The sequence below is a fragment of the Enterobacter sp. BWH64 genome, from assembly GCF_001037645.1.
Classification (GTDB): domain Bacteria; phylum Pseudomonadota; class Gammaproteobacteria; order Enterobacterales; family Enterobacteriaceae; genus Enterobacter; species Enterobacter hormaechei_C.
In genome coordinates this window covers 348826-373265 of the sequence record NZ_KQ089922.1, presented here as the reverse complement: position 1 = coordinate 373265, position 24440 = coordinate 348826, and the positions used below count along the sequence as shown (strand labels likewise).

The 24440-nt window shown below is 53.1% G+C and carries 17 protein-coding genes, 1 tRNA gene and 3 rRNA genes (1 of these 21 running past the window's edge); 10 read left to right on the top strand and 11 right to left on the bottom strand.

The features are described from left to right. The first annotated feature begins 9 nt into the window (after nucleotides 1-9). A complete protein-coding gene (locus SK50_RS01780) occupies nucleotides 10-1434 on the top strand; it encodes an MFS transporter (protein WP_017382668.1) in 1425 nt (474 codons plus the stop codon). 74 nt (nucleotides 1435-1508) lie between these two features. Beyond that, nucleotides 1509-2195: a porin OmpL gene (gene ompL, locus SK50_RS01775; protein ID WP_003861929.1), complete on the top strand. Its 687-nt coding sequence runs from the start codon at nucleotides 1509-1511 to the stop codon at nucleotides 2193-2195. Nucleotides 2196-2275: 80 nt separating this feature from the next. Here the strand turns inward: ompL and typA are convergent, their stop codons facing one another. Further along, complete coding sequence (gene typA, locus SK50_RS01770; protein WP_006808726.1) at nucleotides 2276-4099, bottom strand: ribosome-dependent GTPase TypA; 1824 nt, start codon at nucleotides 4097-4099, stop codon at nucleotides 2276-2278. A 377-nt stretch (nucleotides 4100-4476) separates the two neighbouring features. On the opposite strand from typA, the gene glnA reads away from it, so the two are divergent. The 4 genes from glnA (at nucleotide 4477) to SK50_RS23775 (ending at nucleotide 8748) form a co-directional block, all read left to right on the top strand. After that, nucleotides 4477-5886: a glutamate--ammonia ligase gene (glnA, locus tag SK50_RS01765; protein WP_003861925.1), complete on the top strand. Its 1410-nt coding sequence runs from the start codon at nucleotides 4477-4479 to the stop codon at nucleotides 5884-5886. A 167-nt stretch (nucleotides 5887-6053) separates the two neighbouring features. Further along, nucleotides 6054-7103, top strand: a complete 1050-nt coding sequence (glnL, locus tag SK50_RS01760) for a nitrogen regulation protein NR(II) (RefSeq protein WP_003861923.1) — start codon at nucleotides 6054-6056, stop codon at nucleotides 7101-7103. A gap of 11 nt (nucleotides 7104-7114) precedes the next feature. Further along, entirely contained in the window at nucleotides 7115-8527 is a 1413-nt protein-coding gene (glnG, locus tag SK50_RS01755; protein WP_003861919.1) for a nitrogen regulation protein NR(I), read from the top strand. A gap of 110 nt (nucleotides 8528-8637) precedes the next feature. Continuing rightward, nucleotides 8638-8748 (top strand): YshB family small membrane protein, encoded by a 111-nt coding sequence (locus SK50_RS23775; RefSeq protein ID WP_017382667.1) that lies wholly within the window; start codon nucleotides 8638-8640, stop codon nucleotides 8746-8748. 100 nt (nucleotides 8749-8848) lie between these two features. Here the strand turns inward: SK50_RS23775 and hemN are convergent, their stop codons facing one another. Together hemN and yihI are read right to left on the bottom strand one after the other, a co-directional pair. Next, complete coding sequence (gene hemN, locus SK50_RS01745; RefSeq protein WP_017694042.1) at nucleotides 8849-10222, bottom strand: oxygen-independent coproporphyrinogen III oxidase; 1374 nt, start codon at nucleotides 10220-10222, stop codon at nucleotides 8849-8851. Nucleotides 10223-10410: 188 nt separating this feature from the next. Continuing rightward, a complete protein-coding gene (gene yihI / locus SK50_RS01740) occupies nucleotides 10411-10926 on the bottom strand; it encodes a Der GTPase-activating protein YihI (RefSeq protein ID WP_015569898.1) in 516 nt (171 codons plus the stop codon). Nucleotides 10927-11505: 579 nt separating this feature from the next. Between yihI and yihA the strand changes: the two genes are divergently transcribed. Continuing rightward, entirely contained in the window at nucleotides 11506-12135 is a 630-nt protein-coding gene (gene yihA, locus SK50_RS01735; protein WP_003861913.1) for a ribosome biogenesis GTP-binding protein YihA/YsxC, read from the top strand. 312 nt (nucleotides 12136-12447) lie between these two features. Here yihA and polA read toward each other — a convergent pair whose 3' ends face one another. Beyond that, the gene (gene polA, locus SK50_RS01730; RefSeq protein ID WP_017694041.1) at nucleotides 12448-15240 is read right to left on the bottom strand and encodes a DNA polymerase I; all 2793 of its coding nucleotides are present in this window, start codon (nucleotides 15238-15240) and stop codon (nucleotides 12448-12450) included. Between the two features lie 439 nt (nucleotides 15241-15679). Here polA and SK50_RS01725 point away from each other — a divergent pair, with 439 nt between their 5' ends. Then, entirely contained in the window at nucleotides 15680-16588 is a 909-nt protein-coding gene (locus SK50_RS01725) for an acyltransferase (RefSeq protein ID WP_032620765.1), read from the top strand. 22 nt (nucleotides 16589-16610) lie between these two features. Here the strand turns inward: SK50_RS01725 and dsbA are convergent, their stop codons facing one another. From dsbA to SK50_RS01710, 3 genes are all read right to left on the bottom strand, one after another. Beyond that, nucleotides 16611-17234, bottom strand: coding sequence for a thiol:disulfide interchange protein DsbA (dsbA, locus tag SK50_RS01720; protein WP_003861908.1), 624 nt, complete (start codon nucleotides 17232-17234; stop codon nucleotides 16611-16613). Nucleotides 17235-17261: 27 nt separating this feature from the next. After that, nucleotides 17262-18248, bottom strand: coding sequence for a serine/threonine protein kinase (locus SK50_RS01715; RefSeq protein WP_023295647.1), 987 nt, complete (start codon nucleotides 18246-18248; stop codon nucleotides 17262-17264). 75 nt (nucleotides 18249-18323) lie between these two features. Next, nucleotides 18324-18593: a YihD family protein gene (locus SK50_RS01710; RefSeq protein WP_003861904.1), complete on the bottom strand. Its 270-nt coding sequence runs from the start codon at nucleotides 18591-18593 to the stop codon at nucleotides 18324-18326. Nucleotides 18594-18661: 68 nt separating this feature from the next. On the opposite strand from SK50_RS01710, the gene mobA reads away from it, so the two are divergent. Together mobA and mobB are read left to right on the top strand one after the other, a co-directional pair. Continuing rightward, the gene (mobA, locus tag SK50_RS01705) at nucleotides 18662-19246 is read left to right on the top strand and encodes a molybdenum cofactor guanylyltransferase MobA (RefSeq protein WP_032672242.1); all 585 of its coding nucleotides are present in this window, start codon (nucleotides 18662-18664) and stop codon (nucleotides 19244-19246) included. Continuing rightward, nucleotides 19243-19746, top strand: a complete 504-nt coding sequence (gene mobB / locus SK50_RS01700; RefSeq protein ID WP_017694039.1) for a molybdopterin-guanine dinucleotide biosynthesis protein MobB — start codon at nucleotides 19243-19245, stop codon at nucleotides 19744-19746. Before mobA ends, mobB begins: the two co-directional genes overlap by 4 nt. Nucleotides 19747-19845: 99 nt before the next feature. Here mobB and rrf read toward each other — a convergent pair. The 4 genes from rrf to SK50_RS24075 all read right to left on the bottom strand — a co-directional run. Next, nucleotides 19846-19961 (bottom strand): 5S ribosomal RNA (rrf, locus tag SK50_RS01695). A gap of 73 nt (nucleotides 19962-20034) precedes the next feature. Further along, a 23S ribosomal RNA gene (locus SK50_RS01690) occupies nucleotides 20035-22939 on the bottom strand. 182 nt (nucleotides 22940-23121) lie between these two features. Then, nucleotides 23122-23197 (bottom strand) — tRNA-Glu (locus tag SK50_RS01685). Between the two features lie 84 nt (nucleotides 23198-23281). After that, nucleotides 23282-24440, bottom strand: a 16S ribosomal RNA gene (locus SK50_RS24075); it runs 1027 nt beyond the window's last position. Together the 16S, 23S and 5S rRNA genes with 1 tRNA gene alongside form the textbook arrangement of a ribosomal RNA operon.

Genomic DNA, 24440 nt, shown 5'->3' with positions numbered 1-24440 from the left:
GGATCGACCATGACACATAATACTGATCCGTTAACCCTGAAATTGAGCCTGCGAGAGAAGTGCGCCTACGGGATGGGTGATTTTGGCTCGAACCTGATGCTGTGTATTGGCACGCTGTATCTGCTGAAGTTTTACACGGACGAGCTGGGCATGCCCGCGTTCTACGGCGGCATCATTTTTCTGGTCGCCAAGTTCTTTACCGCGTTTACCGACATGCTGACCGGGGTGCTGCTGGACTCCCGGCGTAATATCGGCGCGCGGGGCAAATTCCGGCCATTCATTCTCTACGCCTCCGTTCCGGTGGCGCTGGTGGCCACGGCGCAGTTTATGGCCAACGACTTTAGCCTGACGGTGAAAACGGCTCTCGCCACCGTGCTCTTCATGATGTTTGGCCTCTGCTACAGCCTGATGAACTGTGCCTACGGTGCAATGGTTCCGGCCATCACCAAAAACCCGAACGAGCGCGCGCAGCTTGCGGCGTGGCGTCAGGGCGGCGCAACGGTAGGACTGTTGCTCTGTACTGTCGGCTTTATGCCGATTCAGGCGCTGTTCGTCAGCCAGCCCTCACTCGGCTATCTGGTGGCCGCGCTGGTGTTCGTCACCGGGGGACTGTTCTGCATGTGGTGGTGCTACAGCGGGGTGAAAGAGCGCTACGTCGAGCTTACGCCCGATCACCATAAGCCCGGCATTCTGAAATCGTTCTGCGCGATTTTCCGCAATCCGCCGCTGCTGGTGCTGTGCATCGCCAACCTGTGTACCCTCGCCGCGTTTAACATCAAGCTGGCGATTCAGGTCTATTACACCCAGTACGTGCTGAACGATCTGCATCTCCTGTCATGGATGGGCTTTTTCAGCATGGGTTGCATTCTGATTGGCGTGTTTCTGGTGCCTGGCGCGGTGAAGCGCTTTGGCAAGAAGCCGGTCTATCTGGGCGGGCTGACGCTGTGGGCGGTGGGCGACGTGCTGAACTTCGTCTGGGGAACCAGTTCCCTGCTGTTCGTGCTCTTTTCCTGCATGGCCTTTTTCGGCACCGCGTTTGTGAACAGCCTGAACTGGGCGCTGGTGCCGGATACGGTTGATTACGGCGAGTGGAAAACCGGGATCCGCGCCGAAGGGTCGGTGTATACCGGCTATACCTTCTCGCGCAAAATCTCCGCGGCGCTGGCCGGTTTTCTGCCCGGTATCATGCTGACCCAGATTGGCTATGTTCCCCATGCCGTACAGAGCGCAGGCACGCTGCTTGGGTTGCGCCAGCTTATTTTCCTCTGGCCGTGCGGCCTGGCGATCGTTGCCGCCGTGACCATGGGGCTGTTTTATAAACTCAACGAAGCGCGCTTCGCCTTTATTATCGAGGAGATTGGAAAACGGAAAAAACAGACAGCAAATACCCCTGAGATAACCACCAACAATAAAGCGTCAGCAGTCACTTTATAACAATAAATCCGGCCAGTATGTCCTTCCTGTTTATCAGGAGGGAGGCCTTTCTGTACCTGATACATGGACAAATTATGAAAAGAATCATCACCGTACTGATCGTGTCGTCTGTGTCCTGCCCGGTTTTTGCCGGGGCCTATGTCGAAACGCGCGAAGCCTACAACACCGCCTCTGAGCTGCACGAAGTGATCCTGCGTGCGGGCTATAACTTCGATATGGGCGCGGGACTGATGTTCACCAACGCTTATAACGTGGGGAAATGGGACGAACTGAAGCACAGCTATAACGAAATTGAGGGGTGGTATCCACTCTTCAAACCGACCGACAAACTGACCTTCCAGCCCGGCGGCTTGATTAATGACAGCAGCGCAGGATCAGGTGGCGCGGTTTATTTAGATACTAACTATAAATTTACGGACTGGTTTAATCTGACGTTCCGCTATCGCTATAACCATAACAATTACGATACGCCGGACTATAACGGGCAGATGGATAAGAACGACACACATGAATTTGCCAACTACTGGAATTTCAAAGTGACGGATGCGTTTTTCTACACCTTTGAGCCGCACTTTTTCCAGCGGGTGAATGATTACCACAGCAAAAATGGCAAAGACCATCACTGGGAAATTACCAATAAATTCAGCTATAAGATCGACAGAAACTGGCTGCCGTATCTTGAGCTACAGTGGCTGGACCGATGGAATGATTACAACCGCGAGCAGTACCGGATCCGTTTAGGGTTGCGGTATTCGTTCTAATAAAAAAAGCCGCTGATCGCTCAGCGGCTTTTTCGTTGCCGGGTGGCGCATGCGCTTACCCGGCCTACGGCATAACCGAATTACTCTTCTTTCGCACCGCGCATTGCACGTTTACGATCGTTCTCGGTCAGGTGACGTTTACGGATACGAATTGACTGAGGCGTCACTTCGACCAGTTCGTCATCATCGATGAATTCCAGAGCCTGCTCCAGGGTCATCTTGATCGGTGGAACCAGAACCGTTGCTTCGTCAGTACCGGACGCACGCATGTTGGTCAGTTTCTTACCGGTCAGGCAGTTTACCGTCAGGTCGTTAGAACGGCTGTGAATACCGATGATCTGGCCTTCGTAAACTTCAGCACCGTGACCCAGGAACAGCTTACCGCGATCCTGCAAACCGAACAGCGCAAACGCAACCGCTTTACCCTGACCGTTGGAGATCAGCACGCCGTTGTTACGCTGGCCCACTTCGCCCGGACGAACGTCGTCGTAGTGGCTGAAGGTGGAGTACAGCAGACCAGTACCGGAAGTCATGGTCATGAACTCAGAACGGAAGCCGATCAGGCCACGGCTTGGGATCACGTAGTCGAGACGTACGCGGCCTTTGCCATCTGGATTCATGTTTTTCAGGTCGCCTTTACGCTCACCCAGTGCCTGCATCACAGAACCCTGGTGCTGCTCTTCAACGTCCAGCGTTACGTTTTCGAATGGCTCTTGTTTACGGCCATCGATTTCGCGGAAGATAACTTTCGGACGGGAAACCGCCATCTCGAAACCTTCACGACGCATGTTCTCGATCAGAACAGACAGGTGCAGCTCACCACGACCCGAAACGCGGAATGCATCAGCGTCTTCGGTTTCTTCAACGCGCAGCGCAACGTTGTGCACCAGCTCTTTGTTCAGGCGGTCAAGGATCTGACGAGAGGTAACAAACTTACCTTCTTTACCACAGAACGGAGAGGTGTTGACGTTGAAGAACATGGATACGGTTGGTTCATCAACGGACAGGGCTGGCAGCGCTTCGACGTTCTGCGGATCGCAGATGGTGTCGGAGATGTTCAGTTCACCCAGACCGGTGATGGCGATGATGTCGCCCGCTTCAGCGATGTCGCTCTCGATACGCTCAAGACCCAGGTGAGTCAGAACTTTACCGACTTTACCGTTACGGGTTTTGCCTTCGCTATCGATGATAGTGACCTGCTGGTTAGGCTTCACTTTACCGCGCTTGATACGACCAATGCCGATTACGCCAACGTAGTTGTTGTAGTCGAGCTGAGAGATCTGCATTTGCAGGGTGCCTTCCAGGTCAACGTTTGGCGCAGGAACGCGGTCAACAATCGTCTGGTACAGCGGAGTCATGTCTTCCGCCATGTCTTCGTGATCCAGACCGGCGATACCGTTCAGCGCAGACGCATAAACGATAGGGAAGTCCAGCTGTTCGTCGGTCGCGTCGAGGTTAACGAACAGGTCGAAGACCTGGTCAACAACCCAGTCAGGACGCGCGCCAGGACGGTCAACCTTGTTGATCACAACGATAGGTTTCAGGCCGTGGGCAAATGCTTTTTTGGTCACGAAGCGCGTTTGCGGCATAGGGCCATCAAATGCGTCAACCACCAGCAGCACGGAATCCACCATGGACATCACGCGCTCAACTTCACCACCGAAGTCGGCGTGCCCTGGGGTATCAACGATGTTGATACGGTAGTCATTCCATTTGATAGCGGTGTTTTTGGCGAGGATGGTAATCCCACGCTCTTTCTCCAAATCGTTGGAGTCCATCACACGCTCTTGAGTTTCGGCACGAGCATCAAACGTACCGGACTGCTGTAGCAGCTTATCAACCAGGGTAGTTTTACCATGGTCGACGTGCGCGATGATGGCGATATTACGCAATTTTTCGATCACAACTTTGCCTCAGGCATTTAGAAATAGCGCGTTATTGTACACGGATTAATCGCACTACAAAACAGGATCACAAACATCCCCCGCAAACAAGTATTGCAGAGATGCTTTGTGATCGCTTTCACGGAGCGGTAAAAGGGCACTTTAACGTAAATTGCACCAATATGGTGCTCGATGTTCACACAGAAGCACTATAATGGTGCAACAAATCCAATGTGGTGCAGCCCTTCTGCACTATGGTGCGCATGATAACGCCTTTTTGGGGTGTTTTAAAAGTTGGCACAGATTTCGCTTTACAGAAATACAGTAAAAATATGGCAGCCCAGCCGATTTGAAGACCTCGTTACCACGACGACAATGACCAATCTGGAGAGTTAAGTATGTCCGCTGAACACGTTTTGACGATGCTGAACGAACATGAAGTGAAGTTTGTTGATCTGCGCTTCACCGATACCAAAGGTAAAGAACAGCACGTCACGATCCCTGCTCATCAGGTGAACGCCGAATTCTTTGAAGAAGGCAAAATGTTTGACGGCTCCTCCATTGGCGGCTGGAAAGGCATTAACGAATCCGACATGGTTCTGATGCCAGATGCAACCACTGCGCTCATTGACCCGTTCTACGAAGAACCTACGCTGATCATCCGCTGCGATATCCTGGAACCTGGCACGCTGCAAGGCTATGACCGTGACCCACGCTCCATCGCAAAACGCGCTGAAGAGTACCTGCGTTCTACCGGTATCGCAGACACCGTTCTGTTCGGGCCAGAGCCAGAGTTCTTCCTGTTCGATGACATCCGTTTTGGTGCTTCCATTTCTGGTTCCCACGTCGCTATCGATGACATCGAAGGCGCATGGAACTCTTCCACCAAATACGAAGGTGGTAACAAAGGTCACCGTCCGGGCGTGAAAGGCGGTTACTTCCCGGTTCCTCCGGTCGATTCTTCACAGGACATCCGTTCTACCATGTGTCTGATCATGGAAGAGATGGGTCTGGTTGTTGAAGCGCACCACCACGAAGTGGCAACGGCTGGCCAGAACGAAATCGCAACCCGCTTCAACACCATGACCAAGAAAGCGGATGAGATTCAGATCTACAAATACGTTGTGCACAACGTTGCGCACCGTTTCGGTAAAACCGCGACCTTCATGCCAAAACCCATGTTCGGCGACAACGGTTCCGGTATGCACTGCCACATGTCCCTGTCCAAGAACGGCACCAACCTGTTCTCTGGCGACAAATATGCGGGTCTGTCTGAGCAGGCGCTGCACTACATCGGCGGTGTTATCAAGCACGCTAAAGCGATCAACGCCCTGGCGAACCCGACCACCAACTCCTACAAGCGTCTGGTCCCAGGTTACGAAGCACCGGTGATGCTGGCTTACTCTGCCCGTAACCGTTCTGCGTCTATCCGTATCCCGGTGGTGGCGTCTCCGAAAGCGCGTCGTATCGAAGTGCGCTTCCCGGACCCGGCGGCTAACCCATACCTGTGCTTCGCAGCACTGCTGATGGCCGGTCTGGACGGTATCAAGAACAAGATCCACCCGGGCGAAGCCATGGACAAAAACCTGTACGACCTGCCGCCAGAAGAAGCGAAAGAGATCCCACAGGTTGCCGGCTCTCTGGAAGAAGCCCTGCAAGCGCTGGACGCAGACCGTGAGTTCCTGACCGCTGGCGGCGTGTTCACCGATGAAGCTATCGACGCTTACATCGCGCTGCGTACCGAAGAAAACGACCGCGTTCGCATGACGCCGCACCCGGTTGAGTTCGAACTGTACTACAGCGTTTAATTGATTTGTTTTACCCGGCGCATACGCGTCGGGAGTAGTTGCCGTGGAAACTTTAGCCCATCTTCGGATGGGCTTTTTTCTCCACCAACAACCTGATCTCACGCGCTTTTTACCTCTAAAACGCTATACTGCACTAAAATAGTGCAACGACTCCAGGAGACTGCTGAATGGCAACTGGCACGCTGCCCGATGCTGGGCAGATCCTCAATTCTTTGATTAACAGTATTTTGCTGGTCGACGACGAGCTGGCGGTGCATTACGCCAACCCGGCGGCGCAGCAGCTGCTCGCTCAAAGCGCCCGTAAACTGTTTGGCACGCCGCTGCCGGAACTGCTGAGCTATTTCTCGCTGAATATTGGCCTGATGCAGGAGAGTTTGCAGGCGGGTCAGGGCTTCACCGATAACGAAGTGACGCTGGTGATTGACGGACGCTCGCATATTTTGTCCCTCACCGCACAGCGCCTGCCAGATGGCATGATTCTGCTGGAAATGGCGCCGATGGATAACCAGCGTCGTCTCAGCCAGGAGCAGCTACAGCATGCTCAGCAGATTGCGGCGCGCGACCTGGTACGCGGGCTGGCTCATGAAATTAAAAACCCGCTGGGCGGCTTACGCGGTGCGGCACAGCTTTTGACCAAAGCGCTGCCTGACCCTGCCCTGGCGGAGTATACCAACGTCATTATCGAGCAGGCGGACCGTCTGCGTAATCTGGTCGATCGCCTGCTCGGGCCGCAGCAGCCGGGGATGCATGTTTCAGAAAGCATTCACAAGGTCGCGGAGCGGGTGGTGAAACTCGTCTCTATGGAGCTGCCGGATAACGTCACGCTGGTGCGTGATTACGACCCAAGCCTGCCGGAGCTGGCGCACGATCCGGACCAGATTGAACAGGTGCTGTTGAACATTGTGCGTAACGCGTTGCAGGCGCTGGGCCCGGAGGGTGGCGAAATTATTCTGCGTACCCGCACCGCGTTCCAGCTGACGCTGCACGGCGTGCGTTATCGTCTGGCGGCACGTATTGATGTGGAAGATAACGGGCCGGGGATCCCGCCGCATCTCCAGGACACCCTGTTCTACCCGATGGTCAGCGGTCGCGAAGGCGGCACCGGGCTGGGGTTATCCATAGCCCGTAATTTGATTGACCAACACTCCGGCAAAATTGAATTTACCAGTTGGCCGGGACATACCGAGTTTTCGGTTTTCCTGCCGATTAAAAAATAAAGGTGACGTTTATGCAACGAGGGATAGTCTGGGTAGTCGATGACGATAGCTCCATCCGTTGGGTGCTTGAACGCGCGCTCACAGGAGCGGGATTAAGCTGCACGACGTTTGAGAGCGGCAGCGAAGTGCTCGACGCACTCACCACCAAAACGCCGGACGTTCTGCTCTCGGATATTCGCATGCCGGGCATGGACGGACTGGCGCTCTTAAAGCAGATCAAACAGCGCCACCCCATGCTTCCGGTCATCATAATGACCGCCCACTCCGACCTGGATGCCGCCGTTAGCGCCTACCAGCAGGGGGCGTTTGATTACCTGCCAAAACCGTTTGATATCGACGAAGCCGTTGCCCTGGTCGAACGCGCCATCAGCCACTATCAGGAGCAACAGCAGCCCCGTCACGCGCCGGATTTTGGGCCTACGACGGACATCATCGGTGAAGCGCCGGCCATGCAGGACGTGTTTCGCATCATCGGGCGTCTGTCGCGCTCGTCTATCAGCGTCTTGATTAACGGTGAATCAGGGACCGGTAAAGAGCTGGTTGCGCACGCCCTGCATCGCCACAGCCCGCGGGCGAAAGCCCCCTTTATCGCCCTGAACATGGCGGCGATCCCCAAGGATTTGATTGAATCTGAGCTGTTCGGCCACGAAAAAGGGGCGTTTACCGGGGCAAATACCATTCGTCAGGGACGCTTTGAACAGGCTGACGGCGGAACGCTATTCCTGGATGAAATCGGCGATATGCCGCTGGATGTGCAGACCCGACTGCTGCGCGTGCTGGCAGATGGTCAGTTTTACCGCGTGGGCGGGTATGCGCCGGTGAAGGTGGACGTGCGTATTATTGCCGCGACGCACCAGAACCTGGAGCTGCGCGTGCAGGAGGGGAAATTCCGTGAGGATTTATTCCATCGTCTGAACGTGATCCGCGTCCATCTGCCGCCGCTGCGCGAGCGTCGGGAAGATATCCCGCGTCTGGCGCGCCATTTCCTGCAAGTGGCGGCCCGCGAGCTGGGCGTGGAAGCCAAGCAGCTTCATCCGGAAACGGATGCCGCCCTCACCCGTCTGGCGTGGCCGGGCAACGTGCGTCAGCTGGAAAACACCTGTCGCTGGCTGACCGTAATGGCCGCCGGACAGGAAGTGTTGATTCAGGATCTCCCCGCCGAGCTGTTTGAAGCCACCGTGCCCGAAAGCACCGCCGGACATGCGCTGCCGGACAGCTGGGCGACGCTGCTGGCGCAGTGGGCAGATCGCGCGCTGCGTTCCGGTCATCAAAATCTGCTCTCCGAAGCGCAGCCTGAGATGGAGCGCACGCTGTTGACTACCGCGCTTCGTCATACCCAGGGCCACAAACAGGAAGCGGCTCGCCTGTTGGGATGGGGTCGAAACACCCTGACGCGCAAGCTGAAAGAGCTGGGAATGGAGTGATCTTACTCCGCTGTGTAAAGGTTACTAATTGAGCGCAAAGTGCCGTTATTTTGCGCTTTACTGTTCCGATGAGTTTTGTATGATCGTGCCCGGAAACAGGGGGGAGCATCATGCTGGAATCATTAGTGACTTTGCTTTCGAGCGGAGCAGCAGAAAGCCACACGCCACAAACTGCCGTTGCGGCGGTATTGTGTGCGGCACTGGTTGGGCTGTTTAGCTAACGCGCTGTCGATGAAAAGCCGGGTGGCGCTTCGCTTACCCGGCCTACATCTCGCACTTAAGTAGGCCGGGTAAGGCAAAGCCGCCACCCGGCATTACAGCTCAAATCACCCGCGAGAACTGCTGTAAACGCGCCTTCTGACGCAGATAGGCATCGAAGCACATGCAGATATTACGAATCAACAGACGTCCTTTCGGCGTGACGACAACCGCACTCTCCGACACATTCACCAGCCCGTCTTTCGCCAGCGGCGCCAGAAGCTTCAGGTCTTCGGCAAAGTAATCGCTGAATTGCAGATCCCATTGCGACTCCACCTCGCGAAATTCGAGACGGAAGTTGCAGATAAGCGCCTTAATCACGTCCCGACGGATGCAGTCGTCGCGCGTTAGCGCAATGCCGCGCCACAGCGCGTTGCCGGTTTCGTCTATCTGCTGATAGTACAGCTTCAGCTCTTTCTGATTCTGGGCGTAGCAGTCGCCAATCATGCTGATGGCGGAGACGCCCATTCCGAGCAGATCGGTATCGCCCTGGGTGGTGTAGCCCTGGAAGTTACGGTGGAGAACACCTTCGCGCTGGGCAATCGCCAGTTCATCGTCAGGGCGGGCAAAGTGATCCATTCCGATAAACTGATAGCCGGTTTCGGTCAGCGAGGCGATGGTCTCCTGCAAAATGTCCAGCTTCTGCTGGGCGGAAGGCAGATCCGCATCTTTGATTTTGCGCTGAGCGGCGAACAGCGTCGGCAGGTGCGCATAGTTAAAGACGCTCAGACGGTCCGGGTTAAGCTCAGCCACGCGTTTAAGCGTGTAGGCGAAGCTCTCCGGCGTCTGCTTCGGCAGGCCGTAAATCAGGTCTATATTCGTTGAGGTAAAGCCGATTTCACGCGCATGGTTGAGTAAGGCAAAGATAAACGCTTCGTCCTGCTCGCGGTTTACCAGGCGCTGTACTTCTTTGTTGAAGTCCTGTACGCCCATACTCAGGCGGTTGAAACCTTCGGCGCGTAAATGATCCAGCACATCCAGCTCGATTTCACGCGGATCGACCTCGATCGAAATTTCGGCGTCGTCGTTAAAACTAAAATTGCCGCGCAGCAGCGCCATCAGGCGGCTGATCTGCGCTTTATTCAGATAAGTTGGCGTACCACCGCCCCAGTGAAGCTGGCTGACGTGACGCCCTTTAAACAGCGGTGCGCGGTGCAGAATTTCCTGTTCGAGCGCATCGAGGTATTGATCGGCTTTGTGCTGCTGGCGGGTAACGATTTTATTGCAGCCGCAGAAGTAGCAGAGCTTATGGCAGAACGGAATATGGACGTAGAGCGACAGCGGGCGCTCGGGATAGCGCGCCACAGCTTGCTGAAAATCCGCCTCGCCGAAAGCGTCAGAAAACTCCAGCGCGGTGGGGTATGAGGTATAACGCGGCCCGGAATAGTTATATTTCTGGATCAGGGCCAAATCCCAGTCGATAGATGGTACAGACATGCTCACTCCTTCCGTTGGTGTCGCGTTCGTATACGGCGGCCCGTTCTGGTCCCGTTGCGGGACATCATTCGGGTGCGCAGCCACTTCTGTCGCCGCGACAACCGCCGTAGTTTAACGAATAACCACACCAGATAACATATAACCGGAAGGGTTATAAGCAGGACGAGTGTACCTGCCGGGTGCAAATGTTAGTTTCCACCTTTCAGCAGACGCATCATATCTTCCTGCTTTTCGTCTTCCTCTTCGTCTTCTTCATCATCGTAGGACAGACCCAGCTTCTGCATCAGTTCATCAATGCGGTCCAGTTTGGCGTCCACCCAGGACTGCTCTTCAGCGGTCAGGGTTTCACCCTCTTCAAGACGTTCCAGCAGCGCATCCAGGCGCTCATCGTTCTCCAGCATATCCAGCTCAGCCTGCGGTGAAAGCATAGGTTTCTCGCTCTTTGGTTTGTGCTGCTTAGTGACCGGCGTGTCTGTCACGCCCAGTGGAATGGGAGTTTTACTGCCGATACGAGGATCTTTCTGCTGTTTGCCTTTTGCAGAAGCGCCTGCGGCACCGCCACCGTTAGCACGGCTACCCGCAGCATGGCCACGATGTTTTTTATCGCGTTTGCGATCGCGCGCTTCCTGATTCAGTTCTTCGCGCGTTTTGCGGCGTGCTTTTGCAGGGCGTTTCACGCCCGCAGCGGAGGTCGGTTTTTTCATGATGTTTTATCTTTAAGTCGTTTTCTTCAGTATAGAATTGCGGCGAAATCTAGCAGAAAGCAAGCAAAGAAAAAAGGCGACAGAGCAATCTGTCGCCTTTTTTCCTGACTCACAACCCTTAACGGGTCAGACATTCCCTGTTTGCCTGCAACAAACCCTGTTTATCCCTTGGCTACTACCGTCCGTGATACGGTTCCGTTTCCTGTTAAAAACGCCTCCAGGCGCCGGTCGTCCTGACAATCCTGAGTCTTCGCCTCCTGGCGCTCCTGACCCTTATCCTTAAGTCGTTATCCTGTTGGCATCCTCGCCCTGGCACACACTTTACCTTGTTCCCTTAAACTAACAAGCTATGAAAAGGTACAAAACCGGATTTTCAGATAATTACTCATTAATAACTCTTTGAATTTTAATATTTTGAGTTTTTTAGCGCCTGCGATTTCTCTTAAATTTCTCATACGCTTAAGGGCAGATCTCTTACATTCCGTAGGGCTTTCACTTACATGTCAATGACGAAGGGAAAAGCCTTTTGCCCGCATTCAGGTATAATCCCCGCAGATTACGATTTTTGGAGACGACCACGTGACTACCTGGAACTACCAACAGACGCATTTTGTCACCAGTGCGCCCGATATTCGCCACCTGCCCTCAGACACAGGGATTGAAGTGGCATTTGCTGGCCGCTCCAATGCGGGAAAATCCAGTGCCCTGAATACGCTCACCAATCAGAAAAACCTGGCGCGTACCTCAAAAACACCTGGCCGTACTCAGCTGATTAACCTGTTTGAAGTGGCTGAAGGCAAACGCCTGGTCGATTTACCGGGCTACGGTTACGCGCAGGTACCGGAAGAGATGAAGATCAAATGGCAGCGTGCGCTGGGTGAATACCTGGAAAAACGCATGTGTCTGAAAGGTCTGGTGGTGCTGATGGATATTCGTCATCCGCTAAAAGATCTCGACCAGCAGATGATTGACTGGGCGGTGGCAAGCGATATTGCGGTGCTGGTGCTGCTGACAAAAGCAGATAAGCTGGCGAGCGGCGCGCGCAAGGCGCAGGTGAACAAGGTTCGTGAAGCGGTGCTGGCATTCAACGGCGATGTACAGGTTGAACCGTTCTCCTCGCTGAAAAAGCAGGGCGTGGATAAACTGCGACAGAAGCTCGACAGCTGGTTTAACGATCTGGAACCGGCGACTGAAGCGGAAGCAGAGTAACAACAGGCGCGGCGATGACCGCGCTTTTTTTCGCCTGAAACTTTCTTTGCCGCAATAAAAAACGCCCCAGTCATTACTGACTGGGGCGGCTAAAATATTCAGCCAAATCCGATTACGTGAAGTAAAAGGTCTGAAAGATAGAACATCTTACCTCTGTACCCTACGTCGTTAACTCTACTCTTTTTTTATCGCTGGACAAAGCACTTTTTGTAGTTTTTTTTCATTCTTTACATAGGGAATTCTAATGATCGTCACAAAACGCGCGTACTTATGTTGCTTACTTACATAAAACGCGCGTTATACCGATAACCCTTAGTGAGCCTGATCCCAGTTTTCGCCGCTACCCACTTCCACCAGCAACGGAACGTCCAGCTTCATGCTGTTTTCCATCAGTTCATGGATCTTCTGAGAGACCATCTCCAGATCGTCTTTATGAACTTCAAAGACCAGTTCATCGTGTACCTGCATGATCATTTTCACGCGCGGTTTCTCTTTTTCGAGCCAGGCATCGACGGCGATCATCGCGCGTTTAATGATGTCCGCCGCAGTGCCCTGCATGGGGGCGTTGATCGCAGCACGTTCAGCACCAGCCCGGCGCGCGGCGTTGCTGGATTTGATGTCCGGAAGGTAGAGACGACGGCCATCCAGCGTTTCAACGTAGCCTTTCTCTTTCGCCTGTGCGCGGGTACGTTCCATATATTCCAGCACGCCCGGATACCGCTCGAAGTAGAGATCCATATACTTCTGCGACTCTTTACGCGGGATATTGAGCTGGCGTGAAAGACCAAAGGCACTCATGCCGTAAATCAGACCGAAGTTGATCGCTTTTGCACTACGACGCTGCTCGTTTGTCACGCTCTCCAGCGGCAGCCCAAACACTTCGGCAGCGGTTGCCCGGTGGATGTCCTTCCCTTCGGCAAAGGCCGTCAGCAGGCCTTTGTCGCGTGACAGGTGCGCCATAATACGCAGTTCGATTTGCGAGTAGTCCGCGGAGACAATCAGATAATCCTCTGGCGCAATGAAAGCCTGGCGAATACGGCGGCCCTCTTCATTACGCACCGGAATGTTCTGAAGGTTAGGATCGGTTGACGAAAGTCGCCCGGTCGCCGCCACAGCCTGGTGATAGGAGGTGTGCACGCGGCCCGTTTTCGGGTTGATCATCAACGGCAGTTTGTCGGTATAGGTCGATTTCAGCTTAGCCAGACCACGGTATTGCAGAATAACTTTTGGCAGCGGATAGTCCAGCGCCAGCTCTTCCAGCACCTCTTCAGACGTTGAAGGGGCGCCACCCGGGGTTTTCTTCAGCGGCTTGATACCCTGTTTTTCAAACAGGATGGTTTGCAGCTGTTTCGGTGAAGACAGGTTAAATGCCTCGCCAGCAAGCTCATGCGCTTTCTGTTCAAGCTCGGTCAGGCGCTGCGCCAGCTCACCAGAGTGGTTATGCAGCACCGTTGGGTCGATTTTAACGCCATTGCGCTCAATACGGGACAGCACAGGCACCAGCGGCATCTCAATGTTCTGGAACACATTCAGCGGCCCTTCGTGCTTCTGCAATTTCGGCCACATTTTGAGATGCAGCTGTAGCGTGACGTCAGCGTCTTCCGCGGCGTAGCGGCCTGCTTCTTCCAGCGCGATCTGGTTAAAGGTCAGCTGATTTTTGCCCTTACCGGCAATTTCTTCAAAGGTGATGGTTTTGTGTTTCAGCCAACGATCGGATAAGGAATCCATATCATGGCGGCCCGCCACGCTGTCCAGAATGTAAGATTCCAGCATGGTGTCAAAAGCGATACCACGCAGCTCAATGCCGTAGTTTTGCAGAATACCGCGGTCGTACTTCAGGTTTTGCCCAACCTTCAGCACTTTCTCGTCTTCCAGAATCGGCTTCAGCAGTTCTAAGGCGCGCTCGCGGGAGATTTGCTCCGGCGCATCCAGATAGTCGTGAGCCACCGGAACATAGGCTGCAATCCCCGGCTCCGTTGCGAATGACAGGCCCACCATATTAGCCGTAATGTTATCAAGGCTGTCCGTTTCGGTATCGAAAGCAAATACTGGCGCTTTTTTCAGCTTTTCAATCCAGGCGATGAGCCGTGACTCTTCAAGGATGGTTTCATAGTTGTCGAAGGAGAGCGCTACCGCCTCTTCTTCTGCCTGCTCTTCGGCATTGACAACGATGGTCTCTTTCGGCTTCGCCGCAGGTTTAGCCCCTTTCGCCTGAAGCCATTTCCCGGCTTCAACATCCGCGGTCCAGCGTTTAAATTCGTATTTTCTGAACAGGCCAAGCAGTTCGTCGGCGGCGGGTTCCTGCACTTCCAGCTGCTCGCAGGTAAGCTCCAGCTCTACGTCAGTTTTGATGGTGGCCAACTGATAGGAGAGATAAGCCACCTCTTTGTTATCGGCGAGCTTTCCGGCCATGGTTTTTGCGCCACGGAAGGTAAGACCGGCAATTTTGTCGGGTTCTGCATACAGCGTATCCAGCCCGCCCAGCCCTTGCAGCAGCGCCTGAGCTGTTTTTTCGCCTACGCCCGGTACGCCAGGAATGTTATCCGAGGAATCGCCCATCAGGGCGAGGAAATCAATAATGAGCTCTGGCGGCACGCCATATTTGGCGACCACTTCTTCCGGGCCAAGAATGGTGTTTGTCATGGTGTTGATCAGCGTGATCCCGGGCGTTACCAGCTGCGCCATGTCTTTATCACCGGTACTGATCAGAACCGGGCGGCCTGCTTTTTCCGCTTCGCGCGCCAGGGTACCAATTACGTCATCAGCTTCAACGCCTGAGACCGCCAGCAGTGGCAGCCCCATCGCTTTCACCATAGCGTGCAACGGTTCAATTTGCGCACGCAGATCGTCAGGCATGGGGGGACGGTGAGATTTGTAGTGCTCAAATAATTCATCGCGGAAGGTTTTACCCTTTGCATCAAACACCACGGCCGCATGGGTTGGGTGGTATTGCAGAATCAGGCTGCGAAGCATATTCAGCACGCCGTACATTGCGCCGGTAGGTTCCCCTGCGCTGTTGGTCAGAGGAGGAAACGCATGATACGCCCGATACAGGTAAGAAGAGCCATCGACGAGTATAAGTGGGTTTTCTGGGATCTGAACCATAATGTCCGTGCCTTTTATGAATTTATGGGTAAAGGATGCCACAGAAGGATGAAAACATCAGGTTTTAGCGCTTTATACAGAAAAAGATTTTGCGATCGGGAAGATCGCTCGCAAAACAAAACTGTGGATAAGTTTGTGCATATTTTTAATACAGGTGAATAACAGCTTTATAAAAGTGATACTGAAAACTTATTTATCTAATAAAATCAAAGCATTGCCATAAGATCACTTAAGATTGCGCTTCACTGATGTTTATTTAGTCTATGTGGATATAAGACTTAAGCACTCTGTCTATATGCAAAAATTCGCTGCCTGGCAGGAAAAGCCGCAGCCTCCTGGTGTGAAACCGCCCTGGTCTGAGCGAATTTCTGATAAGATCGGCGCCCAGCACCGGATAGCCGGCTGCTCAATTACAGCTAACTATCTGAATAAATTCATTATGTCGAGAATACTCGCAGCGATAACATTATGGTTAAGCGTCATTTTAACTATTCTGGTTACCATCGCCTGTTCTGTGCCAATCATCGTTGCCGGAATAATTAAACTTCTGCTGCCTGTCCCTCCGGTATGGCGCGCGGTGTCTGCTTTTTGTAATTTTATGATGTACTGCTGGTGTGAAGGGCTGGCGATCCTGCTGCATCTGAACCCCTGGCTGAAGTGGGATGTTCAGGGGCTGGAGAAGCTGAACAAAAAGAACTGGTATCTGCTGATCTGCAATCACCACAGCTGGGCCGACATCGTTGTATTGTGCGTACTGTTTCGCAAACACATTCCGATGAACAAATACTTTCTGAAACAGCAGCTGGCCTGGGTGCCTTTCATTGGACTGGCCTGCTGGGCGCTGGATATGCCGTTTATGAAACGCTATTCACGCAGCTATTTAATTCGTCATCCGGAACGCCGCGGTAAGGACGTGGAAACCACGCGCCGTTCTTGCGAGAAGTTTCGCGCGCATCCCACCACCATTGTTAACTTCGTCGAAGGATCACGCTTTACCGAAGAGAAGCGCCAGCAGACTCGTTCTCCTTATCAGAACCTGTTGCCGCCAAAGGCTGCGGGCATCGCAATGGCGCTCAACGTGCTGGGTGAGCAGTTCGATAAATTGTTGAACGTAACGCTCTGCTATCCGGAAAATGACAGGACGCCGTTCTACGATATGCTCAGCGGCAGGCTGACGCGTATCGTTGTCCGCGTTGATCTGATGCCCGTCAACACTGAACTGCACGGGGATTATGTCAACGATAAAAACTTCAAACGTCGTTTCCAGCTTTGGCTTAATACACTCTGGAAAGAGAAAGACGAGCAGATAGCTAAGATTAAATCTTCATACAAAAACGCCGGTCAGTGACCGGCGTTTTTCTTTATGTTTGTTACTTTTTCTCAACCAGGTATTTCACGGTATCAGCGTACTGTTGTACGAAGATATCCATGCTGGTCGTGTCCATACCACGCATATTCACCTGGTATTTGCCGTTAACATACATCGCCGGCACGCCCTGCAACTGGAAGTCAGCGGCAGCTTTTTCCTGCTGTGCCACGAGAGATTTCACCACGAAACTGTTCCAGGCAGCGTCGTAGTCTTCACCTTTAACACCGGCATCCACGAACACTTTACGGATATCTGCCGTAGTTTGTACGGTCTGGGTTTTCTGTACGGCTTCAAACATAGGCGCGGTGATCTTATCTTCCACACCCAGCGCAATCGCGACCGCCCATGCCTGAGTCAGATCTTTACCCAGTGGGCCAAGGAACTCAACGTGGTATTTCGTCATTTTGGTGCCTTCCGGCAGCTTTTTCTTCACGTTGTCAGAAACATGAAGTACCTGCTCAAACTCGTAGCAGTGCGGGCAGTAGAAGGAGAAGAACTCCAACACCTGAGGCTCGCCAGCAACAGGCTTGTCCAGCGTAATGTACTGCTTGCCGTCGGTAAACTGCGCAGCAGTTGCGCTAAATGCCAGAATCATACCAGCCAGCGCCAGCCAAATTTTTTTCATGATTAACTCTCTCCTGGGTGTGTCCAATTAATACATCGGCGTTAATTGCAAAGGGGGTTCCTGTAGAACCTTAACCTGCGCGGTAAATGTGGATATCTGGTTGCGCCAGTAATCCTCCCCGGTAAGCCAGGGGAAATTTCGGGGAAAAGCCGGGTCTTCCCAACGCCTGATTAACCACGCGAGATAATAAACAAATCGCATCGCACGTAAAGGTTCTATCAAGGCAATTTCGTCTGAATTAAAGGGGCTAAATTCTTCATAAGCTTCAATTATGGTCTCAAGCTGCATGCGCTGCTCGGCTTTATCACCGTTGAGCAGCATCCACAGATCCTGCACCGCGGGTCCCATACGTGCGTCATCAAGATCGACAAATAGTGGGCCATCGCGCCAGAGAATATTCCCGGCGTGGCAGTCACCGTGCAGGCGCAGAGTAGTAATATCATCCCGCCAGCAGGCTTTTACAGCATCAATAAGCTTATCGGTCGCCGTGAGGAAATTATCCTTTAGCGCATTCGGGATCAGCGCCGATGTTTCGAATACCTGTCGCGGCTCAATAAGATATTCCTGAACACCAATCGTCGGACGGGCAACAAACGGTTTTTTACGTCCCGTCTGATGAATGCGCCCCAGATAGCGGGCAACCCATTCCATCTGATCGATATTATCTGCCTCAAACTGTCTTCCGCCCAGGCTCGGAAATACCGCGTAGTAAAAGCCCTGATGGGTCAGCAGCGTTTGGTTATTGAATTTAATGGGTGCCGCAACGGGAACATCGTCATCCAGCAGATCGTGGGCAAACTGATGCTCTTCCTGAATTTGTTCTGCGGACCAGCGCTGTGGACGGTAAAACTTTACGACAAAGCGCTGGCGCTCTTCGTCCTGAAATTGGTAGACACGGTTTTCGTAGCTGTTTAAAGGGGTTAACCCGGAATCCACCCGAATACCCTGTTCGAACAGCGCATCCATAATGGTATCCGGGTGTAGTGTCTGGAAAGTAAAAGCCTGGTCGTTCATCCGATCATCCGGAAATTATACGAATGATTCAGGATATCATCTTGTGGCGATTTCGGTGGCTCCGCTTACAAGCTTTTACTCTTTAATTACGCCTCGGGCACGCAGTAATGCGGTTTTAAAATCCTCTTCATAATCTTTCTGAATGCCAGGAATAACAGCATCTTTAGCCGAGTCACGCATTTTCAGGTGGTAGATCAGGATGTCGTCAGAAAGGTCTGCCAGTTCGCCATCAAAACCTGACTCTTTCGCCAGTTTCTGTAAAAATTGCATCAGATTCAGCTCTGGCTCTTTTTGCCAGGCCGGCTGGAGAAGCTCAATGACTTCATTAAGACGTTTACATTTCATGGTAGTGCTCCTTTCATTTAGAGAGACACGTTAGCAGGGTCAATCCCACAATAAAAGAGGCGATATTCGTGAATCAATGCCAGGAAATCATCGGAGTTGTTCTGGCCGGGGGCAGGGCAACGCGAATGGGCGGAAAGGATAAGGGGCTTCAGCTCCTGAACAACACACCATTATGGCAGCATGTTGCTGATACGCTTGCAGATCAGGTGTCCTCGATGGCGATCAGCGCTAACCGACATGTTGATATTTATCAGCGCAGCGGGTATCCGGTTTATCAGGATAACCTGGTGGACTACCCCGGTCCGCTGGCGGGAATGCTTTCCGTTATGCAGCAGTCGCATGGAGAGTGGTTTCTCTTTTGTTCATGTGATACGCCCTTCATCCCGTCCTGCCTGGTTGAACGTCTGGTGCAGCGGCGCGGTGGTGCTCCCGTCGTCTGGGTACACGACGGTGAACGCGACCATCCAGCGATCGCATTGATTAATCGCTCGTTAATATCCGCGCTGGAAGATTACCTGGCCGCAGGAGAGCGACGCGTTATGGTATTTATGCGTCAGTCCGGAGGGCATTCCGTTGATTTCAGCGACATGAAATCGGCGTTTGTGAATGTAAACACGACGGAAGATTTGCAGATAATGCAGGAGAAGAAATGATACCCGTATTAGCGATCTCTGCCTGGAGTGGCACCGGGAAGACTACGCTGCTAAAAAAACTAATACCTGCACTTTGCGCCAAAGGCATTCGTCCCGGATTGATTAAGCATACGCACCATAACATGGATGTCGATAAGCCGGGGAAAGATAGCTATGAGCTGCGTAAGGCTGGCGCTGCACAAACGATGGTGGCGAGTAACCAGCGCTGGGCGTTAATGACAGAAACACCGGATGAAGCACCGCTGGATCTCGCTTATCTTGTCAGCCGGATGGATCACTCCACGCTGGATCTGGTGCTGGTTGAGGGGTTTAAGCATGAGGCCGTGCCTAAGATCTTGCTGTTCAGAAACGGCGCCGGGCATGATGTTAGCGAACTAATGCTGGATGAGCATGTGATTGCCGTGGCCAGTGACGTTGCGTTGTCGCTGGAAGTACCGGTTCTGGATTTGAATAATGTGGAGGGGATTGCAGCGTTTATTTTGGCGTGGTGTGCAGTCTGAGATCTGCCGGGTGGCGGCTTCGCCTTGCCCGGCCTGCCGTTTTTCAGCAAACAAACGCAAAAAGGCCATCCTTCCGGATGGCCTCTTCACTTGTTTGATGCCTGGCAGTTCCCTACTCTCACATGGGGAGACCCCACACTACCATCGGCGCTACGGCGTTTCACTTCTGAGTTCGGCATGGGGTCAGGTGGGACCACCGCGCTACAGCCGCCAGGCAAATTCTGTTTAATCTGTATCAAAGCTGAAATTTGATTGTCTGTCTCTTCGCCAAAACACCTTCGGCGTTGTAAGGTTAAGCCTCACGGTTCATTAGTATCGGTTAGCTCAACGCATCGCTGCGCTTACACACCCGACCTATCAACGTCGTCGTCTTCAACGTTCCTTCAGGAGACTTAAAGTCTCAGGGAGAACTCATCTCGGGGCAAGTTTCGTGCTTAGATGCTTTCAGCACTTATCTCTTCCGCATTTAGCTACCGGGCAGTGCCATTGGCATGACAACCCGAACACCAGTGATGCGTCCACTCCGGTCCTCTCGTACTAGGAGCAGCCCCCCTCAATTCTCCAGCGCCCACGGCAGATAGGGACCGAACTGTCTCACGACGTTCTAAACCCAGCTCGCGTACCACTTTAAATGGCGAACAGCCATACCCTTGGGACCTACTTCAGCCCCAGGATGTGATGAGCCGACATCGAGGTGCCAAACACCGCCGTCGATATGAACTCTTGGGCGGTATCAGCCTGTTATCCCCGGAGTACCTTTTATCCGTTGAGCGATGGCCCTTCCATTCAGAACCACCGGATCACTATGACCTGCTTTCGCACCTGCTCGCGCCGTCACGCTCGCAGTCAAGCTGGCTTATGCCATTGCACTAACCTCCTGATGTCCGACCAGGATTAGCCAACCTTCGTGCTCCTCCGTTACTCTTTGGGAGGAGACCGCCCCAGTCAAACTACCCACCAGACACTGTCCGCAACCCGGATTACGGGTCTACGTTAGAACACCAGCCATTAAAGGGTGGTATTTCAAGGTTGGCTCCACGCAGACTGGCGTCCACGCTTCAAAGCCTCCCACCTATCCTACACATCAAGGACCAGTGTTCAGTGTCAAGCTATAGTAAAGGTTCACGGGGTCTTTCCGTCTTGCCGCGGGTACACTGCATCTTCACAGCGAGTTCAATTTCACTGAGTCTCGGGTGGAGACAGCCTGGCCATCATTACGCCATTCGTGCAGGTCGGAACTTACCCGACAAGGAATTTCGCTACCTTAGGACCGTTATAGTTACGGCCGCCGTTTACCGGGGCTTCGATCAAGAGCTTCGCGTTGCCGCTAACCCCATCAATTAACCTTCCGGCACCGGGCAGGCGTCACACCGTATACGTCCACTTTCGTGTTTGCACAGTGCTGTGTTTTTAATAAACAGTTGCAGCCAGCTGGTATCTTCGACTGATTTCAGCTCCGCCCGCAGGGGCTTCACCTACACATCAGCGTGCCTTCTCCCGAAGTTACGGCACCATTTTGCCTAGTTCCTTCACCCGAGTTCTCTCAAGCGCCTTGGTATTCTCTACCTGACCACCTGTGTCGGTTTGGGGTACGATTTCGTGTTACCTGATGCTTAGAGGCTTTTCCTGGAAGCAGGGCATTTATCACTTCAGCACCGTAGTGCCTCGTCATCACACCTCAGCGTTAACAAGGTACCGGATTTACCTGGAACCTCCGCCTACATGCTTAAACCGGGACAACCGTCGCCCGGCTGACATAGCCTTCTCCGTCCCCCCTTCGCAGTAACACCAAGTACAGGAATATTAACCTGTTTCCCATCGACTACGCCTTTCGGCCTCGCCTTAGGGGTCGACTCACCCTGCCCCGATTAACGTTGGACAGGAACCCTTGGTCTTCCGGCGAGCGGGCTTTTCACCCGCTTTATCGTTACTTATGTCAGCATTCGCACTTCTGATACCTCCAGCATGCCTCACAGCACACCTTCAACGGCTTACAGAACGCTCCCCTACCCAACAACACATAGTGTCGCTGCCGCAGCTTCGGTGCATGGTTTAGCCCCGTTACATCTTCCGCGCAGGCCGACTCGACCAGTGAGCTATTACGCTTTCTTTAAATGATGGCTGCTTCTAAGCCAACATCCTGGCTGTCTGTGCCTTCCCACATCGTTTCCCACTTAACCATGACTTTGGGACCTTAGCTGGCGGTCTGGGTTGTTTCCCTCTTCACGACGGACGTTAGCACCCGCCGTGTGTCTCCCGTGATAACATTCTTCGGTATTCGTAGTTTGCATCGGGTTGGTAAGCCGGGATGGCCCCCTAGCCGAAACAGTGCTCTACCCCCGAAGATGAGTTCACGAGGCGCTACCTAAATAGCTTTCGGGGAGAACCAGCTATCTCCCGGTTTGATTGGCCTTTCACCCCCAGCCACAGGTCATCCGCTAATTTTTCAACATTAGTCGGTTCGGTCCTCCAGTTAGTGTTACCCAACCTTCAACCTGCCCATGGCTAGATCACCGGGTTTCGGGTCTATACCCTGCAACTTAACGCCCAGTTAAGACTCGGTTTCCCTTCGGCTCCCCTATACGGTTAACCTTGCTACAGAATATAAGTCGCTGACCCATTATACAAAAGGTACGCAGTCACCCCATAAAGAGGCTCCCACTGCTTGTACGTACACGGTTTCAGGTTCTTTTTCACTCCCCTCGCCGGGGTTCTTTTCGCCTTTCCCTCACGGTACTGGTTCACTATCGGTCAGTCAGGAGTATTTAGCCTTGGAGGATGGTCCCCCCATATTCAGACAGGATACCACGTGTCCCGCCCTACTCTTCGAGTTCACAGCATGTGTGCTTTCGTGTACGGGACTATCACCCTGTACCGTCGGACTTTCCAGACCGTTCCACTAACACACAAGCTGATTCAGACTCCGGGCTGCTCCCCGTTCGCTCGCCGCTACTGGGGGAATCTCGGTTGATTTCTTTTCCTCGGGGTACTTAGATGTTTCAGTTCCCCCGGTTCGCCTCGTTAACCTATGTATTCAGTTAACGATAGTGCAACGAATTGCACTGGGTTTCCCCATTCGGACATCGCCGGGTCAAAGGTTCATATCACCTCGCCGGCGCTTTTCGCAGATTAGCACGTCCTTCATCGCCTCTGACTGCCAGGGCATCCACCGTGTACGCTTAGTCGCTTAACCTCACAACCCGAAGATGTTTCACTTCTGATTGCGAAAATTTGAGAGACTCGAACACACATGAGCTGTGTGTCGTTTCAATTTTCAGCTTGATCCAGATTTTTAAAGAGCAAATATCTCAAACATGACTCGCAAGTCAGTTTTGAGATATGACGGCAGGTGACTTTCACTCACGAACCAGCAAGTGGCGTCCCCTAGGGGATTCGAACCCCTGTTACCGCCGTGAAAGGGCGGTGTCCTGGGCCTCTAGACGAAGGGGACGTACAGTCTCAATCGCAAGACGCCTTGCTATTTACTTTTCATCAGACAATCTGTGTGAGCACTGCAAAGGCAGGTTCTTTAAGGTAAGGAGGTGATCCAACCGCAGGTTCCCCTACGGTTACCTTGTTACGACTTCACCCCAGTCATGAATCACAAAGTGGTAAGCGCCCTCCCGAAGGTTAAGCTACCTACTTCTTTTGCAACCCACTCCCATGGTGTGACGGGCGGTGTGTACAAGGCCCGGGAACGTATTCACCGTGGCATTCTGATCCACGATTACTAGCGATTCCGACTTCATGGAGTCGAGTTGCAGACTCCAATCCGGACTACGACGCACTTTATGAGGTCCGCTTGCTCTCGCGAGGTCGCTTCTCTTTGTATGCGCCATTGTAGCACGTGTGTAGCCCTACTCGTAAGGGCCATGATGACTTGACGTCATCCCCACCTTCCTCCAGTTTATCACTGGCAGTCTCCTTTGAGTTCCCGGCCTAACCGCTGGCAACAAAGGATAAGGGTTGCGCTCGTTGCGGGACTTAACCCAACATTTCACAACACGAGCTGACGACAGCCATGCAGCACCTGTCTCAGAGTTCCCGAAGGCACCAATCCATCTCTGGAAAGTTCTCTGGATGTCAAGAGTAGGTAAGGTTCTTCGCGTTGCATCGAATTAAACCACATGCTCCACCGCTTGTGCGGGCCCCCGTCAATTCATTTGAGTTTTAACCTTGCGGCCGTACTCCCCAGGCGGTCGACTTAACGCGTTAGCTCCGGAAGCCACGCCTCAAGGGCACAACCTCCAAGTCGACATCGTTTACGGCGTGGACTACCAGGGTATCTAATCCTGTTTGCTCCCCACGCTTTCGCACCTGAGCGTCAGTCTTTGTCCAGGGGGCCGCCTTCGCCACCGGTATTCCTCCAGATCTCTACGCATTTCACCGCTACACCTGGAATTCTACCCCCCTCTACAAGACTCTAGCCTGCCAGTTTCGAATGCAGTTCCCAGGTTGAGCCCGGGGATTTCACATCCGACTTGACAGACCGCCTGCGTGCGCTTTACGCCCAGTAATTCCGATTAACGCTTGCACCCTCCGTATTACCGCGGCTGCTGGCACGGAGTTAGCCGGTGCTTCTTCTGCGGGTAACGTCAATCGACAAGGTTATTAACCTTATCGCCTTCCTCCCCGCTGAAAGTACTTTACAACCCGAAGGCCTTCTTCATACACGCGGCATGGCTGCATCAGGC